The sequence below is a fragment of the Arthrobacter sp. C2 genome (assembly GCA_024207135.1).
Lineage (GTDB): Bacteria > Actinomycetota > Actinomycetes > Actinomycetales > Micrococcaceae > Paeniglutamicibacter.
Genome location: CP042428.1, coordinates 1,380,485 through 1,399,838 on the forward strand (window position 1 = coordinate 1,380,485; position 19,354 = coordinate 1,399,838).

A 19,354-nucleotide genomic window follows, 5' to 3' on the forward strand; every position below is an offset into this window, starting at 1 on the left:
TGCCGCGCCTAGCCCTTGTCCCCGCCGATGGCGTCCAGGCGCTGCTGCTCGTCCATCTCGATGCAGGAGTTGATCAGCGGCTCGAGCTCGCCGTTCATCACGTGGTCGAGGTTGTACGCCTTGTAGCCGGTGCGGTGGTCCGCGATCCGGTTTTCCGGGTAGTTGTAGGTGCGGATGCGCTCGGAGCGGTCCATGGTGCGCACCTGGGACTTGCGGATGTCGGAGTTCTCCGCGTCGATGATGGCCTGTTGGTGGGCCAGCAGGCGCGAACGCAGCACGCGCATCGCGGCTTCGCGGTTCTGGATCTGCGACTTCTCGTTCTGCATGGCCACCACGATGCCGGTGGGGATGTGGGTCAGGCGCACCGCGGAGTCGGTGGTGTTCACCGACTGGCCGCCCGGTCCCGAGGAGCGGTAGACATCGACCTTCAGGTCGTTCGGGTGGATATCGACCTCTTCGGGCTCGTCGACCTCGGGCAGGATCAGCACGCCGGCGGCCGAGGTGTGGATGCGGCCCTGGGACTCGGTCTGCGGCACGCGCTGGACGCGGTGCACCCCGCCCTCGAACTTCAGGTGCGCGTAGACGCCCTGGGCCGGGTCGTTCGACTTGCCCTTGATGGCCATCTGGGCGTCCTTGTAGCCGCCGAGGTCAGACTCGTTGAAGGAGATCAGCTCGGTCTTCCAGCCCATGTGCTCCGCGTAGCGGGTGTACATGCGCAGCAGGTCCGCGGCGAACAGCGCGGCCTCGTCCCCACCTTCACCGCCCTTGACCTCGAGGATCACATCGCGCGCGTCGTTGGGGTCGCGCGGGATCAGCAGCCTGCGCAATCTTTCCTCGAGCGCGGGCAGCTTCTCCTCGAGCTCGGCGACCTCGGCGGCGAAGTCGGGGTCCTCGTCGGCCATCTCGCGGGCCGCCTCGAGGTCCTCGGTGGCCTGCTTCCAGCGCTTGTGCGCCTCGACGATGCCGTTGAGTTCGGCCGAGCGGCGCCCAAGCTTTCGGGCCATCGCCTGGTCCTGGTAGACGGCGGGGTCCGAGAGCTGCGCCTGGAGGGCTGCGTGCTCATCGAGAAGGCCCTGTACGGACTCAAACATGTTTCAACTTCTTTCACTACGACTGGTTCCCAGTGTAGGGAACGAAGGAGGATCTGGGGGGGCGGATGCCGATGCCGGTGTTAACGACCAACGCCCAGCCTCACCGGCGCCGGAAATGAAGGGCACGGTGAAACTGGGCGTGTAGGGCAGCTAGGCGTCGTTCTTGGAGCCCAGCGTGGTCTTGTTGATGAGCATCAGGAACTCGGCGTTCGAGGAGGTCTCGCGGATCTTGCCCGTGAGGGTCTCCAGCGCCTGCTGGGTGTCCAGGCCCGAGAGCACGCGGCGCAGGCGCCACATGATGCGCACCTCGTCCGGCGAGAGCAGCTTCTCCTCGCGGCGGGTGCCCGACTCGTTGACATCGACCGCCGGGAAGATGCGCTTGTCCGCGAGCTTGCGGCTCAGGCGCAGTTCCATGTTGCCGGTGCCCTTGAACTCCTCGAAGATGACCTCGTCCATCTTGGACCCGGTCTCCACCAGCGCGGTGGCCAGGATGGTCAGCGAGCCGCCGTTCTCGATGTTGCGGGCAGCACCGAAGAAGCGCTTGGGCGGGTACAGCGCCGAGGAATCGACGCCGCCGGAGAGGATGCGCCCGGATGCCGGGGCGGCCAGGTTGTAGGCACGGCCCAGGCGGGTCATCGAGTCCAGCAGGACCACGACGTCCATGCCCATTTCCACCAGGCGCTTGGCGCGCTCGATGGCCAGCTCGGCCACGGTGGTGTGGTCGTCCGCCGGGCGGTCGAAGGTCGAGGCGATGACCTCGCCCTTGACCGTGCGCTGCATGTCGGTGACTTCTTCGGGACGCTCGTCAACCAGCACCATCATGAGGTGGACCTCTGGGTTGTTGATGGTGATGGCGTTGGCGATGGACTGCAGGATCAGCGTCTTGCCGGCCTTCGGCGGCGAGACGATCAGGCCGCGCTGGCCCTTGCCGATCGGGGCGACCAGGTCGATGACGCGCGGGCCGACCAGCTTCGGGTCGGTCTCCAGGCGCAGGCGCTCGGTCGGGTACAGCGGGGTCAGCTTGGAGAAGTCGACGCGGTTGGTGTTCTCCTCCGGGGCCTTGCCGTTGATCGCGGTGAGCTTGACCAGGGCGTTGAACTTGGCGCGCGAGTTGGCGTTCTCGTTTTCGCGCGGGGCGCGGATGGCGCCGACCACGGCGTCGCCCTTGCGCAGGTTGTACTTCTTGACCTGGTTCAGGGTGACGTAGACGTCCGACGGGCCGGCGAGGTAGCCGGAGGTGCGGATGAACGCGTAGTTGTCCAGCACGTCCAGGATGCCGGCGACCGGAAGCAGCACGTCCGTGTCGCTGAACTCGGTGTCATCGACATCGGGCTGGTTGCGGTTGCGGCCGCGGCGGTTGTTGCGGTCCGTACGGTCATTGCGATCGTTGCGGTCGTTGCCGCGGTCCTGGCGGTCGTTCCGGTCGCGGTTGCGGTCGCGGTTGCGCTCGTTGCGTTCGCGGTTGCGTTCGCGGCGGTTGGCCGCACGGTCCTCGGAGCCTTCGCGGGCCCGGTCCTCGGAGCGGTCGGACGACTTGGTGTCGTTCGACCGGTCATTGGAGCGGTCGTTGGAACGGTCGTTGGAGCGAACCTCGGCCGGCTTCTCCTCGTGGGCCTCGGCGTTTTCGCCGTGCTCGGAGGAGTCGTTGTTGTTGTTGGACTCGCGGCGGTTGCGGTTGCGGTCGCGGCGGTTGCGGTTGCGCTCGTGGCGGTCGCCGCGGTCGTTGCGTGACTCGTTGGTGTCCTGGCTCGACTCGGAGGAGTCGGTGGACTCGGCAGCGGCCTGCTCGGGCGCAGCGGTTGCCTCGGCCGGGGCCTCGGCTGCTGCAGCGCCGGTCGACTCGGCACGGCGGTTGCGGGTGTTGCGGCGCGGTGCGCGCTCTTCGCTGGCCGGGGCCTCGACGGCCTTGGCCTCGGAAGCCGGAGCCTCGGTGGCCTTCGGCTCGGCGGCGACCGGTGCGGTTTCCACGGCCGGGGCCGCGGTTCCGGAGGAATCGGCGCGACGGCTGCGGGTGCGGCGGGCAGGCGCTTCGTCCTTGGCCTCGGCGGCCGGGGCCGCGGCGGTCTCGGTTTCGGCGGGCTTGCTTGCCGTCTTGGCGGCGCCCTTGGCCGGGGCCTTCGCGGTGGTCTTGGCGGGTGCCTTCGACTCTGCCTTGGCGGGGGCCTTGGAGTCGGCCTTGGCGGGTGCCTCGGTCTTGGCGTCGGCCTTGGGCTCCGCCTTGGCCTTGGCGTCACGGTCGGCCACGGAACCGCCACGTTGGTGGTTCGAGATCGCGGTGACAAGATCGTTCTTGCGCATCCGCGAACCGCCGGTGATACCCAGCTGGGACGCAAGCACCTGCAATTGTGCAAGTTTCAGGCCGGCAAGTCCGCCGCCCTTGGATGCGTTGTTTTCTTCCACGCCTGCAGTAAGGCTGGTGGTTTCGGTCACGAAGGTTCCTTCCCCCTCGTCGGGCGGATCTCATCAGAGAGATCCGCAACTATTGACTACCCCTTGTTCCCGCGTCAGATGCGGGAAAAGGTTCGGCCGTGCACAGCCTCGCAAAAACGGGGCATGTGCGTCGGTCGATCGTAAGACACACCAAGGGATCGAATCACCAACATGGTTGACGGTTTCAATCGGATGGTGTGGGTGTGCCTGCTCGCCTCGGCGAAAATGGTTTGTGGTGATCGAATTCCCCAAGATCCGCCCGCCGCGGCGAGGGAAGGAATTGATGGCTGCACGAAACGCAATGAACCATCCACTGGAATCCGGATGTTTCTTTTCAGGCGGGTGCTAAAGCACTTCTACTCTAACACCCGTTGGCGGTACTGACTCAATCCGGACACGCCAGGTTGTTTCGCCGTGGCTTGCCGCGAACGCTGAAACGGCCGCGGCGGCCTCCTGCGCCTGGGCCTGCCCGGCGCACAGCACCAGCACCGTGGGTCCGGCGCCGGAGACCACGGCCGCATGCCCCGCCGCCCGCAGCCGGGCAATCAGCGCGGCGCTGGGCTCCATGGCCGGTGCCCGGAAGCCCTGGTGCAGGAAGTCCTCGGTGCCGACCAGCAGGACCGAGGGGTCGTGGGCCAGGGCGTGGATGAGCAGGCCCACCCGTCCCCCGTTGGCCGCAGCCACAGCGTGCGGCACGGTCGCCGGCAGCAGCCCGCGTGCCGTGGCGGTGGACAGTTCGACATCGGGAATCGCGATGACCGGGACGATGTCTTGGTGCAGCTTTCCTTGCACCGTGCCGAAACCGGCCTCGGTGCTCCAGGACAGCGTCAGGCCGCCGTAGACCGCAGGGGCCACGTTGTCCGGGTGCCCCTCCCAGCGCGAGGCGGCCTGGAAGACCTCATCCAGTCCGACCTGTGACGCGGCGGGAAGCAGCGCGTTGGCGGCGGCCAGCGCACTGACCATGGCCGCGGCGCTGGATCCCATGCCGCGGCCGTGCGGGATGTTGTTGGTGGCCTCGATGCGCAGGCCGGCCGGCTCGAAGCCGAGTTCCTCCCAGCGCTCCAGGATGGTCCGGGCGATCAGGTGGGATTCGTCTGTGGGCAACGTGTCGGCGCCCTCCCCGGTGACTTCCACGCTGACCCCGGGTGAGGCAAGGGTGTGGACCACCAGGGTGTCGTACACGCCCAGCGCCAGGCCCAGCACGTCGAATCCGGGCCCCAGGTTCGCGCTCGTGGCCGGCACGTGGACGGCTATTGATTGTCCGGCTTGGATCTGCGCCATCTTGTGCTTGTTTTCCCTACTCTGGAGTGCTCGGCCTAGGCCAGGCCGAGGGCCGAGGCCACTGCCACGACGTCGAACTCGACCTTGGTCGGGGTGACGGGCGAGCCGTCGGCGGTCTTCAGGGCCCAGTCCGGGTCCTTCAGGCCGTGGCCGGTCACCGTGATGACGATCTTCTTACCCGACGGAACGTCGCCCGCGGCGTGGTGCTTGATGAGCCCGGCGACGCCGGCTGCGGAGCCCGGCTCCACGAAGACGCCCTCGCGGCTCGAGAGCCAGCGGTGCGCGGCGAGGATTTCCTCGTCGGTCACCGAGTCGATGATTCCGCCGGATTCGTCGCGGGCCTCTTCGGCCTGCTGCCAGGAGGCGGGGTTGCCGATGCGGATGGCGGTGGCGATGGTGTCCGGCTCGGTCACCGGGTGGCCCAGCACGATGGGTGCGGCGCCCGCGGCCTGGAAGCCCCACATGATCGGGGTCTTGGTGGACACCGGTGCGAGCTTCTCGCCGGCCTGGTTGGTGTACTCGGAGGAGTACTCCTTGTAGCCCCTCCAGTACGCGGTGATGTTGCCCGCGTTGCCCACCGGCAGCACGTGGTAGTCCGGGGCGTCGCCCAGGAAGTCCACGACCTCGAAGGCGCCGGTCTTCTGGCCCTCGATGCGGGCCGGGTTCACCGAGTTCACCAGGAACACCGGGTAGTTTTCGCTCAGCTTGCGGGCGACCTCGAGGCAGTTGTCGAAGTTTCCGTCGATCTGGATGATGTCCGCGCCGTGCGCGATCGCCTGGGACATCTTGCCCATGGAGATCTTGCCGTCCGGAACCAGCACCGCGCACTTGAGCCCGGCCTGGGTGGCGTAGGCCGCGGCGGAGGCGGAGGTGTTGCCGGTGGAGGCGCAGACCACCGCCTTGGCGCCGGCGGCGACCGCGGCGGTCATCGCCATGGTCATGCCGCGGTCCTTGAAGGACCCGGTCGGGTTCATGCCCTCGACCTTGAGGTACACCTCGGAGCCGGTGAGCTCGCTCAGGGCCGGGGCGAACACCAGGGGCGTACCGCCCTCGCCCAGGGTGATGACCCTGGTGTTTTCGTCGACGGGCAGGCGTTCGGCATATTCGCGGATGACTCCGCGCCACTGGTGGGCCACTTAGTTTCCTTCAACTCGCAGGACAGAGGTTACTTCTTGGACGGCGGCCAGCGCGGAGACGGCGGCCACGGTGGCGGCAAGCGCCGATTCGGTGGAGCGGTGGGTGACGATGCGCAGGTCCGCGACCCCGCCGTTGCCTTCCGGCTTCACGGTCTGGCGCAGCGTCTCGATGGAAACACCGTGCTGGGCAAAGATCGCGGCGATCGCGGCCAGCACACCGGGCTCGTCGGTGACGCGCAGCCCGATCCAGTAGCTGGTGGCGATGTCGGCCAGGTCCATGACCTGCACCTTTTGCTGCGCGGCGATGGCCGGCAGCGGGCCGCCGGAGACCACGCGGCGGGCCACCGCGACGGTGTCGCCCAGCACGGCCGAGGCGGTGGGGGCTCCCCCGGCGCCGGCGCCGTAGAACATCAGCTCCCCGGCATTCTCGGCCTCGACGAAGACCGCGTTAAACGCGCCGTGGACGGCGGCCAGCGGGTGGGTGCGGCGCAGCAGCGTCGGGTGCACGCGCACCCCGATGCCCTTGGCGCCGCGTTCGGCGATGGCCAGCAGCTTGATGACCATGCCGGCGTCCTTGGCCGCCGCGACGTCTGCCGCGGTGATCTTGGTGATGCCCTCGCAGTGGACATCCGCGTAGGCGAAGTCGGTGTGGAAGGCCAGGGAGGCGAGGATCGCGGCCTTGGCGGCGGCGTCGTGCCCCTCGACATCGGCGGTCGGGTCGGCCTCGGCGTAGCCCAGGTCCTGGGCCTGGCCCAGCACGTCCTCGAACGCGGCACCGGTGGTGTCCATGGCGTCGAGGATGAAGTTGGTGGTGCCGTTGACGATGCCCATCACCTTGGTGATCCGGTCCCCGGAGAGGGAGTCGGAGATCGGGCGCAGGATCGGGATGGCGCCGGCGACGGCTGCCTCGTAGCGCAGCTGGGCCCCGGATTCGAAGGCCAGGGCGTTCAGTTCCGCGCCCTGGGCCGCGAGCAGCGCCTTGTTGCCGGTGACCACCGAGGCGCCGCGGGACAGCGCCCGGCGGATCAGCGCACCGGCCGGCTCGAGGCCGCCGAGCAGCTCGATGACGATGTCTGCGCCGTCGACCAGCGCCTCGGCGTCGGTGGTGAACAGGTCCGCCGGGAGAACCACGTCTCGCGTGGCGGCGGTGTTGCGCACCGCAATGCCCGCCAGTTCAAGTTTCGCGCCGGCGCGGTCGGCCAGCACCGCCGCGTCGTCCGTCAGGATGCGGGCAACCTGTGCTCCCACGTTGCCGCAGCCCAGCAGGGCCACCTTCAATGTCTTCACGTTTATTACTATGCTCCCAAGTCGCGGGCCAACAGATCGGCTTCGGTTTCCCTGCGGATGATGGCGCGGGCTGCGCCGTTGCGCACCGCCACCACGGCCGGGCGTCCCAGGTAGTTGTAGTTGCTGGCCAATGCCCAGCAGTACGCCCCGGTGCCGGGCACCGCGAGCAGGTCGCCTGCGGCAACATCCTCGGGCAGGTAAACGTCCCGTACGACTATGTCACCGGATTCGCAGTGTTTGCCAACCACGCGGGAAACAATCGGGTCGCTTTCCGTCACACGGGAGGCGAGCACCGCGGTGTAGTCCGCGTCGTAGAGCACCGGGCGGGCGTTGTCGCTCATCCCGCCGTCCACCGAGATGTAGCGGCGCGGCACCAGGGTGCCGTCGGCGGTCTCCACCTGGACACTCTTGCGCACCCCGGCCTCGTAGAGGGTGAAGGTGGAGGAACCGGCGATGGCGCGGCCAGGTTCGATGGAGATCCGCGGGACCGCCAGGCCCAGCTCGGCGGCGGTGCTGCCCACGACCTCGGCCATCGCGGCGGCCAGCACGGCCGGCTTGCTGGGGGTGTCGGCCTCGGTGTAGGCGATGCCGTAGCCGCCGCCCAAATCCAGCTCGGGCAGCTCGACGCCGTGGTCCTTCTTGACCTGTGCCAGGAAGCCGAGCATCTTCTGCGCGGCCAGCGCGAAGCCCTCGGATTCGAAGATCTGCGAGCCGATGTGCGCGTGCAGGCCCAACAGGTTCAGCTCCGCGTGCTCCAGCGCGAAGCGCACCGCGGCGGCGGCCGGGGATTCGTCGTCGCCCGCCGGGATCATCGAGAGCCCGAACTTCTGGTCCTCGTGGGCCGTGGCGATGAATTCGTGGGTGCTGGCGTGCACGCCCGGGGTCAGGCGCAGCATCACGTTGGCGCGTTTGCCCGTGTCCCTGGCCAGGTCCGCGACGCGCTGCAGCTCGTCGAGCGAGTCCACGACGATGCGGCCCAGGTCCGCCTCGAGTGCGGTGCGGATCTCGGTGACGGACTTGTTGTTCCCGTGCAGCGACAGGTTCGCGGCGGGCACCCCGGCCACCCGGGCCACGGCCATTTCCCCGCCGGAGCAGGTGTCCAGGCGCAGGCCCTCGGCGGTGACCCAGCGGGCGACCTCGGTGCTCAAGAACGCCTTGCCGGCGTAGTAGACATCGACCCCGCCGCACAGGTCCTTGAACGCGGCGTCGAAGGCCTGCTTGAAGCCGGCCGCGCGGGCGCGGAAGTCGTCCTCGTCGAGCACGAACAGCGGGGTGCCGAACTCGCGGGCCAGCTCGGCGACGCCGATGCCCTGGACGGCGAGCTCGCCGTCCTGGGCCCGGGCCACGCCGGCGGCCCACTCGATGGGGCGCAGCGCGTTGGCGTCTTCGGGGAAGGACAGCCAGGAAGGGGCAAGTGGTGAAACGGCCATGGTGGGGTCCTTACATCTTTTCCGGTGCGGACACGCCCAGCAGGTCAAGGCCGTTGGCCAGGACCTGGGTGGTGGCGTCGTTGAGCCAGAGGCGGGTGCGGTGGATGGGCTCGACGGTGCCGTCGCCCACGGGGGTCACGCGGCAAGCGGCGTACCAGGAGTGGTAGGCGCCGGCGAGCAGCTCGAGGTGGCGGGCCACGCGGTGCGGTTCGCGGTGCGTGGCGGCCTGGGCGACGACCGAGGGGAACTGCCCCAGGGCCGCGAGCAGGTCGTTTTCGGTGTCGTGGACCAGCAGCGTGGCGTCGAAGTCGGTGCGCTCCACGCCCTTCTCCACGGCATTGCGGCTGGCGGCACGCGAGCGGGCGTGGGCGTACTGGACGTAGAACACCGGGTTGTCGTTGGTGTTCTTCTTGAGCAGCTCGGGGTCGATGGTCATCGGCGAATCGGCCGGGTAGCGGCCCAGCGAGTAGCGCAGCGCGTCGGCGCCGAGCCAGTTGATCAAGTCGCGCAGCTCGATGATGTTGCCGGCGCGCTTGGACAGGCGGGCGCCGTTCACGGAGATCAGCTGGCCGATCAGCACCTCGATGTTGACCTTGGGGTCGTCCCCGGCCGCGGCAGCGATGGCCTTGAGGCGGTTGACGTAGCCGTGGTGGTCGGCGCCGAGCAGGTAGATCTTCTCGGTGAAGCCGCGGTCCTTCTTGGACAGGTAGTAGGCGGCGTCGGCGGCGAAGTAGGTCGGCTCGCCGTTGGCGCGGATCAGCACGCGGTCCTTGTCGTCGCCGAAGTCGGTGGTGCGTAGCCAGACCGCGCCGTCGGTGTCGTCGATGTGGCCCTGCTCGCGCAGGCGCGCCACGGCGTCCTCGACCGCTCCGCCGGCATGCAGTTCCTGCTCGGAGAAGAACACGTCGAACTCGACGCCGAAGTCGTTCAGGGTCTCCTTGATGTCGGCCATCTGCGCCACGTAGGCGGCGTGGCGGACGATCGGCAGGGCCGCTTCCTGCGTCAGGGTGCGGATGTCCGGGTGCGCGTCGGCCACCGCGTCGGCGAGTTCCTTGATGTACCCGCCCGGGTAGCCGCCCTCGGGCACCGGCAGCCCGTGCAGGCGGTTGTAGACCGACAGGGCAAAGATGTTCATCTGGTTGCCGGCGTCGTTGATGTAGTACTCGGAGGTGACGGACGCGCCGCTGGCCTTGAGCACGCGGGCGATCGAGTCGCCCAGGGCCGCCCAGCGGGTGTGGCCGATGTGCAGCGGGCCGGTGGGGTTCGCGGAGACGAACTCCATGTTGATCTCGTGGCCGACCAGGGCCTCGTTGGTGCCGTAGGCGGCACCGGCCTCGACGATTGACCGGGCCAGTTCGCCGGCGGCCCCGGCCTCGAGGGTGATGTTCAGGAAGCCCGGTCCGGCGATCTCGACCTTGGCGACCCCGTCGGCATCGGCCAGGCGGGTGGCCAGGACCTGGGCGAAGTCGCGCGGGTTCATGGACGCCTTCTTGCCCAGCTGCAGGGCGATGTTGGTGGCCCAGTCCCCGTGGTCGCGGCTCTTGGGTCGCTCCACTCGCACGCTCTCGGGTACGTCGACGGAAATCTGGCCGGCGGCGACGGCATCGCGGAGGCAAGCGGAAATGGCTGTGGAGAGTTCTTCAGGAGTCACCACTCAAGGATAACCGCGCCCGCGGGCCGCTGCCGCCGATGTGACGGAGCGACGTCGCACACATCAGGGGCGCTTTTGGGCACCGCCGGAGTGCGGCGCGGGTGCCGATTTGTCATTCCCCGCTTCACACCTGCTAAGCTCGTCTACGTTCCCAGCCGGAATTCGTTTTGCGGGCAAGTTTCGCACTCCGGCATTGCCCTCGTAGCTCAGGGGATAGAGCGTCCGCCTCCGGAGCGGAAGGTCGAAGGTTCGAATCCTTTCGAGGGCACCGTGAAAGCTCCCGTTTGCCAGGCCAGCCTGGCGGACGGGGGCTTTTTTCATGCCCGGAACCCGGGCCCGCACGGAAAAATGCGGGCCGCACGTTAAATTAAGCGACCCCCGTGGTGACGGCGAATCTCCACGGGGGCCTAACCGCCGCTCCTTTGAGAAAAGGTGCATTGGCTACGGATGAGACTACAGCCAATGGTGCCGCGGCCACCAATTGGCACCACGTGTCTTGCCCCACAGGCCGCGGCCGGAGCATGCGCAAAGCGGGCCGGAGGCCCGTCGGGAACGCACACGGCGCTAGCGGCAGATGCCGTTCTCGTAGGAGTACACCACGATCTGCACCCGGTCGCGCAGCGCGAGCTTGCGCAGGATCGACCCGATGTGGGTCTTGACCGTGGATTCGCTCAGGAACAGCCGCCCGGAGATCTCCTGGTTGGTCAGCCCCAGCGCGACGGCGTTGAAGACCTCGCGCTCCCGCTCGGTCAGTTCCAGGTACGGCACCGGGACCTCGGGCACCGGTTCGGGCTCGTCGCGCAGCAGCGCGGCCAGGGACTGCGGGGCGATCACGGCGGAACCGCCGTGCACCGCACGGATCGATTCGCAGACGAACTCCGGGGTGCTGTCCTTGAGCAGGAACCCGCTGGCGCCGTGGCGGACCGCGGTGGCGGCGTGCTCGTCCCAGTCGAAGGTGGTCAGCATGATGACCTTCGGGACCGTGGCGAAGCGCCCGGATACATCCTCGAAGATCCTGCGGGTGGCCTCAACCCCGTCCATGGGCGACATCTGCACGTCCATCAGCACCACGTCCGGGCCGTGGGCGGCGATCTCCCCCAGCGCCTCGGTGCCGTCGGCGGCCTGCGCCACCACGGCCATGTCGGGCTGGGCGCCGATGATCACGGCCAGGCCGGAGCGGAAGAGCTGCTGGTCATCGACCAGGGCCACGCGGATCTTGGGGTGGGTCAACGGCTCATCCATTCGGTGTTGATCGGGAAGGTTGCGGCGATCGTGAACAGGTCGGGGGCGCCGGCGACCCCGTCCTCGGAGTCGATGCTCAGGGTTCCGGAGAGGCTGGCCAGGCGCTGGCGCATGCCCGCGATCCCGGTCCCGGTCCGCGCCGAGGCGGCGGAGGACTCAAAGTAGTTTGTCACGCTCAGCGTGTAGCTGGTGGCACCCCAGTAGTGCCGCACGTAGATCGGGGTGGTGGAGCAGCCGTGGTGCAGCGCGTTGGCGAGCATCTCCTGGATGATCCGCCGGGTGGCCGGAACGATGTCCGCCGGCAGCGGGACCGGCTCCCCGAGGGTTTCCTCGCTCACCTCGTACCCGGTGCCGCGCACGTTCGCCAGGATCGCGGAGATCTCCGAGGTCCGCGGGGGCAGCAGCCCCATTTGCGCGGTCGCCAGCGCCAGGCTGCGCGTCACCGGGTGCCCGGGACGCGCGGCCGCCGCCCCGGAATCGGACGGCGGGGTTTGCGTCGCCCGGGTGTCCGCGGGCCTGGTTTCGGCGGTTTGCGAGAGCACCTGGCGCACCTCGCCCAGGGATCGGCGAGCCGCGTCGGCAATCGTGCCGGTGGTCTCGCGGATGCGGGCGACGTCGTGGTCCGGGATGAAGCGGATCGAGTCGGCCTGCGCGATGATCACGGCCAGTGAATGACCCACCACGTCGTGCACGTCGCGGGCCAGCGCCGCGTTCTCGGCCCGCAGCCGGGCGAGCTCCAGCGCGCTGTCTGCCTCCTCGCGGGCCTGGGCGGAGCCGCGCTCGGCGGATTGCTTGCCGGCGAACAGCCGCACCAGCAACCCCAGCAGCCACGGCAGGGTCATCACCGAGGCGACCACCACGAAGATCGCGACCACCTGGTTGCGCTCGGGCCAGGCATTGGAGTCCATGGCGGCGAAGAGCGGCCCGGAGACCCAGGAGCCGACGCGCGCGATGTACAAGGTGCCCAGCACCGAGCCCACCGCGATCGAGGCCCCGGCCATGAAGACCCAGAGCCGGGTGCCGAAGCGGGCAACCATCCCCACCACGTACAGCGCGGCCAGCTGGGCCAGGTCGACGTCGAATCCGCCGAGCATCTGCAGCAGCGTCCCCACCCAGATGAGGGACAGCGCCACCCCGGGCAGCACCCGCGCGCAGCCGATGGCCACGGCCGCGGCCAGCACGAAGAGCGCGATGTCCGCCAGGTAGCTGCCCGAGATCCTGGCCATGAAGAGGAATTCGTGGCAGAGCACCACCAGGGCCAGGAACATGAACGCCGCCGTGACATCGGAGCGCCATCCCCACCGCCCGCGCCAGCGGATCGGTTCGTAGTCCGGTTCGGGTGCGTCCACCGGCGCGCTCACCGGGCGCCCTCCGGCCCGGTCCCGGCGCGGGCTCGCGCCGGGGCAGCTGCCGCCGAACGACGGGAAACGCAATTGTGCATGCCCACTACGTTAGACGTCCCCGCGCGGCGGCGGGTCACCCGCAGGTACCGCACTGCTCAGACGCAGGTACCGCATCGCCGCGACGGGAATCGGCCCGCGGCCCGATGCGCACGGCCCCGGATCCGCGAAGACTGGTGTCATGATGAGTTTTCCCTCCCAACTCCCGCCCTCGCCGATGGCCCGGGCCATGCGCCTGGCCGCCGTGCTCACCGCGCTGGCCATGCTCACCGCTTCCGTCCTCGGGATCGCCTTTGCACTGAAGCCCTTCGCGGAGCCGGAACCGGAGGCGGGGTTCTCGGCCGGGTCCGCGCTGCGGCCGGCTGCCGCATCCGCGGAGAGCACAAGCCTCGGTGCCACGTACGGCAACGGCCAGATCCCGCTCGATGAGCTGGTGCGCATCGGACCGGGCCGCTACCTGGCGCCGGAGGCCGCGGCCGCGTTCACCGAGCTGGCCGTGGGGCTGCGCCGGGCCGGGCACGAGGTGCAGGTGAATTCGGCCTACCGCAGCCTGGCCGAACAGGAAGGCCTCATCAAGCGCTACGGGCTGCTCTCCGAGGGCGGCACGGCGGCCGCGGAGGGAACCAGCGAGCACGGGCTGGGCATCAGCGTGGACATGACGCTTTCCGGTGAGGCGCTGCGCTGGATGGAGTCGCATGCCGCACGCCACGAATTCGTCAACACCGTGGCCGGCGAACCCTGGCACTGGACCTACGTGGGGGCGCGCTAGGACATCCACAACACCCCGTGCTCCAGGTACTCTTGGGCCCGCGCGGCGGCGACGCGCTTGACGAGCCCGATCGGCAGCGGCTCATCGTGCGGCAGCTGGATCGAGCCCTTGCCCGTCTTGTGGCCGGCCAGTTCCCCGGCGAGCGCCTCGCGGGAACTCGGCGTGGTGTACAGGTTGATGTGCTTGGCGAACACGGCGTAGGAGACCAGGATGGTGCCGTCGACGTAGGCCGGCTGCCCCCACTTGATCTGCACCTGCGCCCGCGGCAGCGCTTGGGCCAGGGTCCGGTGCAGCTCCATGGCCCTGGGGCGGAGTTCGGCCGGGACGTTCGCGAAGTACTCCTCGGGCGTCGTGCCCCTGATCTTGGCCATGGTGCTCCTTGCGGCGTCGGGTGCGGCGTTGCTTGCGGCATTGCTTGCGGCGGACGGGCCCCGGCGGGGGGCCTGCCTGCCCCTGGCACCCATTGTGCCCCATGGCCGCGGCGGGTGCCGCGGAACCTGAACACCCCCTGCCATTGCTGACGTTGCGCCGCTAATCTGGATTCATGGCGGTGGTGGCGCGATGACGAGGTGGAATCCATGGGTGTCGGCAATGATCCGCACGGTGTCTCACTGATCCGTGCCACGCCCAGCGGCCCGGTGGAGGGAATGCTGGTCGGTGGCGTGCAGCGGTTCCTGGGCGTCCCCTATGCCGCGGCACCCGTCGGGGAGAACCGCTTCGCCCTTCCCACGCTGCCGGAACCGTGGACCGGCCCCCTGCCCGCGACCGCCCACGGACCCACCGCCTGGCAGCTCCCATATGCCGGGGCGCTGGGACGGCTGCTGCCCACGAAAAACATTCCCGGGGACGGGTGCCTGAACGTGGACGTGTACGCCCCGGACAGGCATTCCCCGGCGCTGCGCCCGGTGCTGGTGTGGATCCACGGCGGGGCGCTGCAGCACGGCTCCAACTCCCTGGATGGTTACGACGGCACGGCCTTCGCGCGCGACGCGGTGGTCTTCGTCGCGGCCAACTACCGGCTGGGCGCCGAGGGGTTCTCGGTGCTGGAGGATGCCCCGCTGAACCTGGGGCTGGCCGATGTCATCGCCGCGCTGGAGTGGGTCAAGGCCAATATCGCCTCCTTCGGCGGGGACCCGGGACAGGTCACGGTGATGGGGCATTCGGCCGGCGGCTCCCTGGTGGCCGCGTTGCTGGCCCACCCGCGTGCGGCGTCGCTGGTCTCCCGGGCCATCATCCAAAGTGCCCCGTTGTCGGCGCAGCCGGTGAACCGGGCCCGGCGGATGACGCAGAAGCTCGCCACCGACCTGGGCATCGGGGCAACCCGCGAGGAATTCGCTGCCCGCACCCCCGCCGAGCTGCTGGCCTCCCTCCAGCGGGTCTCCACCGGGGCCGGCCCGCTGGAGGGCGGATCCTCCTACACGCTGGCGATCGATGGGCAGCTGGTCCCCGAGGACCCGTTGGAGGCAATGGTCGCCGGCGCCGGAAAGCAGATCCCGCTGCTGGTCGGCACCACCGCCGAGGAGGCCCGGCTGTGGCTGGTGCCCTCCGGCCGGGCGGAAAAGATCACCAAGGTCCACCTGGCGCTGGCCCGGCGCAAGGCCGGGATCCCGCATGCGGCGCAAAAGCTCTTCGCGCACAACCGCCCAGGTGCCGGCCCGGGCGAGCTGCTCGGTGCGCTGGCCACCGACAAGCTCCTGCGGGTGCCGATGTACAAGCTGGCCGATGCCCGGCACTACGCCGGGGCGCAGACCCAGGTGTATGAGTTTGCGTGGCACAGCCCCGTGGAGGAACTGGGTGCGGCGCACGGCACCGAGCTGCCCTTCGTCTTTGACAACCTGGCCACGGCCGATGCCATCGGGCTGGTGGGGAATTCGGCACCGCAGGCGCTGGCCAGCGCCATGCACGAGGCGTGGGTGTGCTTTGCCACCATGGGGATCGCCGAGTGGCCGGCCTGGGACATGAGTCGCCCGGTGAAGACCTTCAACGGGTTGGACAACAAGGTGGTCCTCTCCCCGCGGGAGGACGAGGCCGAGTCCCTGGGCTGAGGCCCCGGATTCGGGTCGCCGGTGCCCTGCCCCGCGGCACCTGCTGGCAACGCGCCGGCGGCTCCGGGGCCGGGTGAACACCGCGGGAACCGCTGATCCGCTAGCGTACCTAGTGGAACGCATGGTTCGGACGATCGGTCCGGCTTCGGGAAAGTTGCATACATGTTTACAAGTGCCTGGTGGTGGGCGACCGCGCTGGTGGTCGTCGATTTGGCCATTCGCGTCCTGGCGATCATTTTCGTGCCGCGGAACCGGCGCCCGACCTCCGGGATGGCGTGGCTGCTGGCGATCTTCCTGATCCCCTACTTCGGGGTCATCGCCTTCCTGCTGATCGGCTCCCCCAAGCTGCCGCGCAAGCGCCGCGAGGTGCAGGAGGAGATCAACACGTTCATGCGCGCAGTCAGCGCGGAGGAGCGCCTCGAGGACACCCATGGAAACAACCCGGAGTGGTTCAACTCGCTGGTCCGGATGAACGCCACGTACGGGGGCCTGCCGCTGCTGGCTGGCAATTCCGGGACGCTGCTGGGCGACTACGAGCAGACCATCGCCGCAATGGCCGACGCCGTGGACTCCGCCACCGACTACGTGCACGTGCAGTTCTACATCCTGGGCGTCGATGCGACCACCGCCGGCTTCTTCGACGCGCTGGAGCGGGCCATCGAGCGCGGGGTGACGGTGAACGTGATGCTCGACCACTGGGCCTCGCGCGGCAAGAGGGACTATGCGGCCACCAAGGCCCGGCTGGATGCAATGGGTGCGAACTGGACGTTGATGCTCCCGCTGCTGCCGCTGCAGGGCAAGTTCCAGCGCCCCGACCTGCGCAACCACCGCAAGATCCTGGTCATCGACGGCACCGTGGGCTACATGGGCTCGCTGAACATGATTTCCCGGGACTACAACGTGAAGAAGAACATCAAGCGCGGGCTGAAGTGGAAGGAACTGGTCGTGGAACTGCGCGGCCCGGGCGTCTCGACCCTGGACGCGGTGTTCATCTCCGACTGGTACTCCGAGACCGGCGAGGTCATCCTCCAGGGCGTGCGCCGGGCCGAGCTGGTCTCGGGCGGCGAAAACCTCTCGCGGGTGAGCGGCGCACTGATCGACCACCGTGCCGATGCCGGGACCATGCTCATCCAGGTGGTGCCCTCGGGCCCGGGGTTCGAGCGCGAGAACAACCTGCGGCTCTTCCTGGGGCTGATCCACGCGGCCCAGCAGCGCATCGTGATCACCTCCCCGTACTTCGTGCCCGACGAGTCGCTGCTGTATGCGATCAGCTCCGCGGTGGCGCGCGGGGTGCCGGTGGACTTGTTCGTCTCGGAGATCGGCGACCAGGCGCTGGTCCACCACGCGCAACGGTCCTACTACGAGCAGCTGCTGCGCGCCGGGGTGCGCATCTTCCTCTATCCCGCCCCGTACATCCTGCACGCCAAGCACTTCACCATCGACGACGAGGTGGCGATGATCGGCTCCAGCAACATGGACATGCGGTCCTTCAGCCTGAACATGGAGGTCTCGATGCTGGTGCGCGATGCCGGATTCGTGGCGCGGCTGCGCGCCGTCGAGGACGAGTACCGCGAGGTCAGCCGGATGCTGACGCTTGAGGAATGGATGCGCCAGCCGCTGCGCTCCACGGTGCTGGACAACCTGGCCCGGCTCACCTCCGCCCTGCAGTAGCCCCGGATCCCTGCCCCTGCCTGAACTGCCGGGGTGCGTGGGACGAGGAAGGAGCCGCACTCCCCCCTTCAGGGGCGTGCGGCTCCTTCGTCGCTTGCTTCCAGCCAAACCGGCGCGGCGGGCCGCTACTGCAGCATGGTCCGGTCGTCGAGCTGGGCGCCCTTGATTTTCTCGAACTCGTGCAGCAGGTCCGGAACGGTCATCTTCGCCTTCTGCGCCGAGTCCAGGTCCAGGATGACCTGCCCGTCGTGCATCATGATCAGCCGGGACCCCAGGCGCAGTGCCTGCTCCATGTTGTGCGTGACCATCAACGTGGTCAGCTTGTGGCGCTCCACGATTTCCTCGGTCAAACGGGCCACCAGGGCGGCGCGCTGCGGGTCAAGGGCGGCGGTGTGCTCGTCGAGCAGCAGGATCTGGGGACCGGAGAACGTGGCCATCAGCAGGCTCAGCGCCTGGCGCTGGCCGCCGGAAAGCAGCCCGACCTTGGCCTTGAGCCGGTTCTCCAGCCCGAGTTCCAGGGAGCGCAGCTCCTCGACGAACAGCTCGCGCTTGCGCTTGTTCACCCCGGGGTTCAGCCCGCGGAACTTGCCCCGGCCCAGGGCCAGGGACATGTTCTCCTCGATGGACATGTTCGGCGCGGTGCCGGCCATTGGGTCCTGGAAGACCCGCCCGATGTACTTGGCGCGCGCGTGGTCCGGAAGCCGGGTGACTTCCTTGCCGCCGATGCGCACGGTCCCGGAGTCCGGCTGCAGCTTGCCGCCGACCATGTTCAGCACGGTCGACTTGCCCGCGCCGTTGGAACCGATCACCGTGACGAACTCGCCCGAGGTGAGTTCCAGGTTGATGTCGCGCAGCGCCTTGCGTTCGTTGACGGTTCCGGGGAAGAAGGTCTTGTTCAGGTTCCTGATCTCAAGCATTGGTTCCCACCTCTTCCTTCACGCCGTTGGGCTGCACGGCCTTGCCGCGGATGCGGATGCGGTTGGCGAACTTCCCGAAGCCCTTCCACTGCGGAAGGATCAGCGCGACGACCACCAGAACCGCGGAGATCAGCTTCATGTCGTTGACCTCCAGGCCGGCGTTCAGTGCCAGCTGGATGACCAGGCGGTAGACGACCGAGCCGAAGACCACGGCCAGGGCCGCGATCCAGATGAACTTCTGCCCGAAAATGGCCTGGCCCACGATGACCGAGGCCAACCCGATGAGGATCACGCCGATGCCCATGCCGATGTCGGCGAAGCCCTGGAACTGGGCGATGATGGCGCCGGAGAAGCCGACCAGGCCGTTGGAAAGTGCCAGGCCCAGGATCTTCTGGTTGTCGGTGCTCACCCCGAAGGACCGGATCATTTCCTCGTTGTCGCCGGTGGCGCGCATGGCCAGCCCGACGTCGGTGCGCAGGAACCAGACGATGAGCGCCACGGCGACCAGGCATCCGGCGAACATCAGGCCGACGGAGGTCCAGGTGCCCAGCAGCTGGTTTTCGCGCATGAAGGACAGGACGGTGTCCTCGCCCAACAGCGGGGTGTTGGCCTTGCCCATGATGCGCAGGTTGATCGAATACAAGGCGATCATGGTCAGGATGCCGGCCAACAGCCCATCGATCTTGCCCTTGGTGTGCAGCAGACCGGTGATGACACCGGCGAGGCCGCCGATGAAGAAGGCGAGGATCGTGGCAATGAACGGGTTGATGCCATTGACGATCGATATGGACGCGACTGCCGCGCCGGTGGTGAAGCTTCCGTCGACGGTCAGGTCGGGGAAGTCAAGTATGCGGAAGGTCAGGTAGACCCCGAGTGCCATGATCGCGTAGATCAGGCCTAGTTCAACCGCGGTGATCATGGGTGGATCCTTGCGTTTCGAGTGTTGGGCTAATGGCGGTGGCCGGTCGGGGTTGACCGACCGGCCACCGGTGGTTGGACCGTGT

At 68.5% G+C, this 19,354-nt stretch carries 15 protein-coding genes and 1 tRNA gene; 4 read left to right on the forward strand and 12 right to left on the reverse strand.

The window, feature by feature from the left end; all coding sequences use genetic code 11:
• Positions 1-8 precede the first annotated feature (8 nt).
• The 7 genes from prfA to argS all read right to left on the reverse strand — a co-directional run bounded on the left by prfA (position 9) and on the right by argS (position 10,306).
• On the reverse strand, positions 9-1,091 hold the full coding sequence (prfA, locus tag FPY90_RS06450; protein WP_071213151.1) for a peptide chain release factor 1: 1,083 nt from the start codon (positions 1,089-1,091) through the stop codon (positions 9-11).
• 150 nt (positions 1,092-1,241) lie between these two features.
• Positions 1,242-3,521 (reverse strand): transcription termination factor Rho, encoded by a 2,280-nt coding sequence (gene rho, locus FPY90_RS06455; protein ID WP_498684581.1) that lies wholly within the window; start codon positions 3,519-3,521, stop codon positions 1,242-1,244.
• A gap of 345 nt (positions 3,522-3,866) precedes the next feature.
• Positions 3,867-4,802: a homoserine kinase gene (gene thrB, locus FPY90_RS06460; protein ID WP_071213149.1), complete on the reverse strand. Its 936-nt coding sequence runs from the start codon at positions 4,800-4,802 to the stop codon at positions 3,867-3,869.
• 35 nt (positions 4,803-4,837) lie between these two features.
• On the reverse strand, positions 4,838-5,938 hold the full coding sequence (thrC, locus tag FPY90_RS06465; RefSeq protein WP_498684584.1) for a threonine synthase: 1,101 nt from the start codon (positions 5,936-5,938) through the stop codon (positions 4,838-4,840).
• Positions 5,939-7,225, reverse strand: a complete 1,287-nt coding sequence (locus FPY90_RS06470; RefSeq protein WP_071213147.1) for a homoserine dehydrogenase — start codon at positions 7,223-7,225, stop codon at positions 5,939-5,941. It lies immediately after the preceding gene.
• An 8-nt stretch (positions 7,226-7,233) separates the two neighbouring features.
• Positions 7,234-8,655 carry a diaminopimelate decarboxylase gene (gene lysA / locus FPY90_RS06475; RefSeq protein ID WP_498684586.1) on the reverse strand — a complete coding sequence of 474 codons (1,422 nt, stop codon included), beginning with the start codon at positions 8,653-8,655 and terminating at the stop codon, positions 7,234-7,236.
• A 10-nt stretch (positions 8,656-8,665) separates the two neighbouring features.
• A complete protein-coding gene (argS, locus tag FPY90_RS06480) occupies positions 8,666-10,306 on the reverse strand; it encodes an arginine--tRNA ligase (protein WP_498684588.1) in 1,641 nt (546 codons plus the stop codon).
• A 195-nt stretch (positions 10,307-10,501) separates the two neighbouring features.
• On the opposite strand from argS, the gene FPY90_RS06485 reads away from it, so the two are divergent.
• Positions 10,502-10,574 (forward strand) — tRNA-Arg (locus FPY90_RS06485).
• Between the two features lie 296 nt (positions 10,575-10,870).
• Here FPY90_RS06485 and FPY90_RS06490 read toward each other — a convergent pair.
• A complete protein-coding gene (locus tag FPY90_RS06490; RefSeq protein WP_071213144.1) occupies positions 10,871-11,548 on the reverse strand; it encodes a response regulator in 678 nt (225 codons plus the stop codon).
• Positions 11,533-12,909: a sensor histidine kinase gene (locus tag FPY90_RS06495; RefSeq protein WP_498684590.1), complete on the reverse strand. Its 1,377-nt coding sequence runs from the start codon at positions 12,907-12,909 to the stop codon at positions 11,533-11,535. The genes FPY90_RS06490 and FPY90_RS06495 overlap by 16 nt, the downstream gene beginning before the upstream one ends.
• A 220-nt stretch (positions 12,910-13,129) precedes the next feature.
• Here FPY90_RS06495 and FPY90_RS06500 point away from each other — a divergent pair, with 220 nt between their 5' ends.
• The gene (locus FPY90_RS06500) at positions 13,130-13,717 is read left to right on the forward strand and encodes a M15 family metallopeptidase (protein WP_498684592.1); all 588 of its coding nucleotides are present in this window, start codon (positions 13,130-13,132) and stop codon (positions 13,715-13,717) included.
• Here the strand turns inward: FPY90_RS06500 and FPY90_RS06505 are convergent.
• Entirely contained in the window at positions 13,714-14,088 is a 375-nt protein-coding gene (locus FPY90_RS06505) for an iron chaperone (protein WP_498684593.1), read from the reverse strand. The two genes, FPY90_RS06500 and FPY90_RS06505, sit on opposite strands and share 4 nt — an antisense overlap.
• 207 nt (positions 14,089-14,295) lie before the next feature.
• Here FPY90_RS06505 and FPY90_RS06510 point away from each other — a divergent pair, with 207 nt between their 5' ends.
• Both FPY90_RS06510 and cls read left to right on the forward strand, forming a co-directional pair.
• A complete protein-coding gene (locus FPY90_RS06510; protein WP_498684594.1) occupies positions 14,296-15,762 on the forward strand; it encodes a carboxylesterase/lipase family protein in 1,467 nt (488 codons plus the stop codon).
• A 162-nt stretch (positions 15,763-15,924) separates the two neighbouring features.
• Complete coding sequence (cls, locus tag FPY90_RS06515; protein ID WP_498684595.1) at positions 15,925-17,433, forward strand: cardiolipin synthase; 1,509 nt, start codon at positions 15,925-15,927, stop codon at positions 17,431-17,433.
• A 125-nt stretch (positions 17,434-17,558) separates the two neighbouring features.
• Here the strand turns inward: cls and FPY90_RS06520 are convergent, their stop codons facing one another.
• Positions 17,559-18,350, reverse strand: coding sequence for an ABC transporter ATP-binding protein (locus FPY90_RS06520; RefSeq protein ID WP_071213138.1), 792 nt, complete (start codon positions 18,348-18,350; stop codon positions 17,559-17,561).
• Positions 18,343-19,269 (reverse strand): ABC transporter permease, encoded by a 927-nt coding sequence (locus tag FPY90_RS06525; protein WP_071213137.1) that lies wholly within the window; start codon positions 19,267-19,269, stop codon positions 18,343-18,345. Before FPY90_RS06525 ends, FPY90_RS06520 begins: the two co-directional genes overlap by 8 nt.
• Between the last annotated feature and the right edge of the window lie 85 nt (positions 19,270-19,354).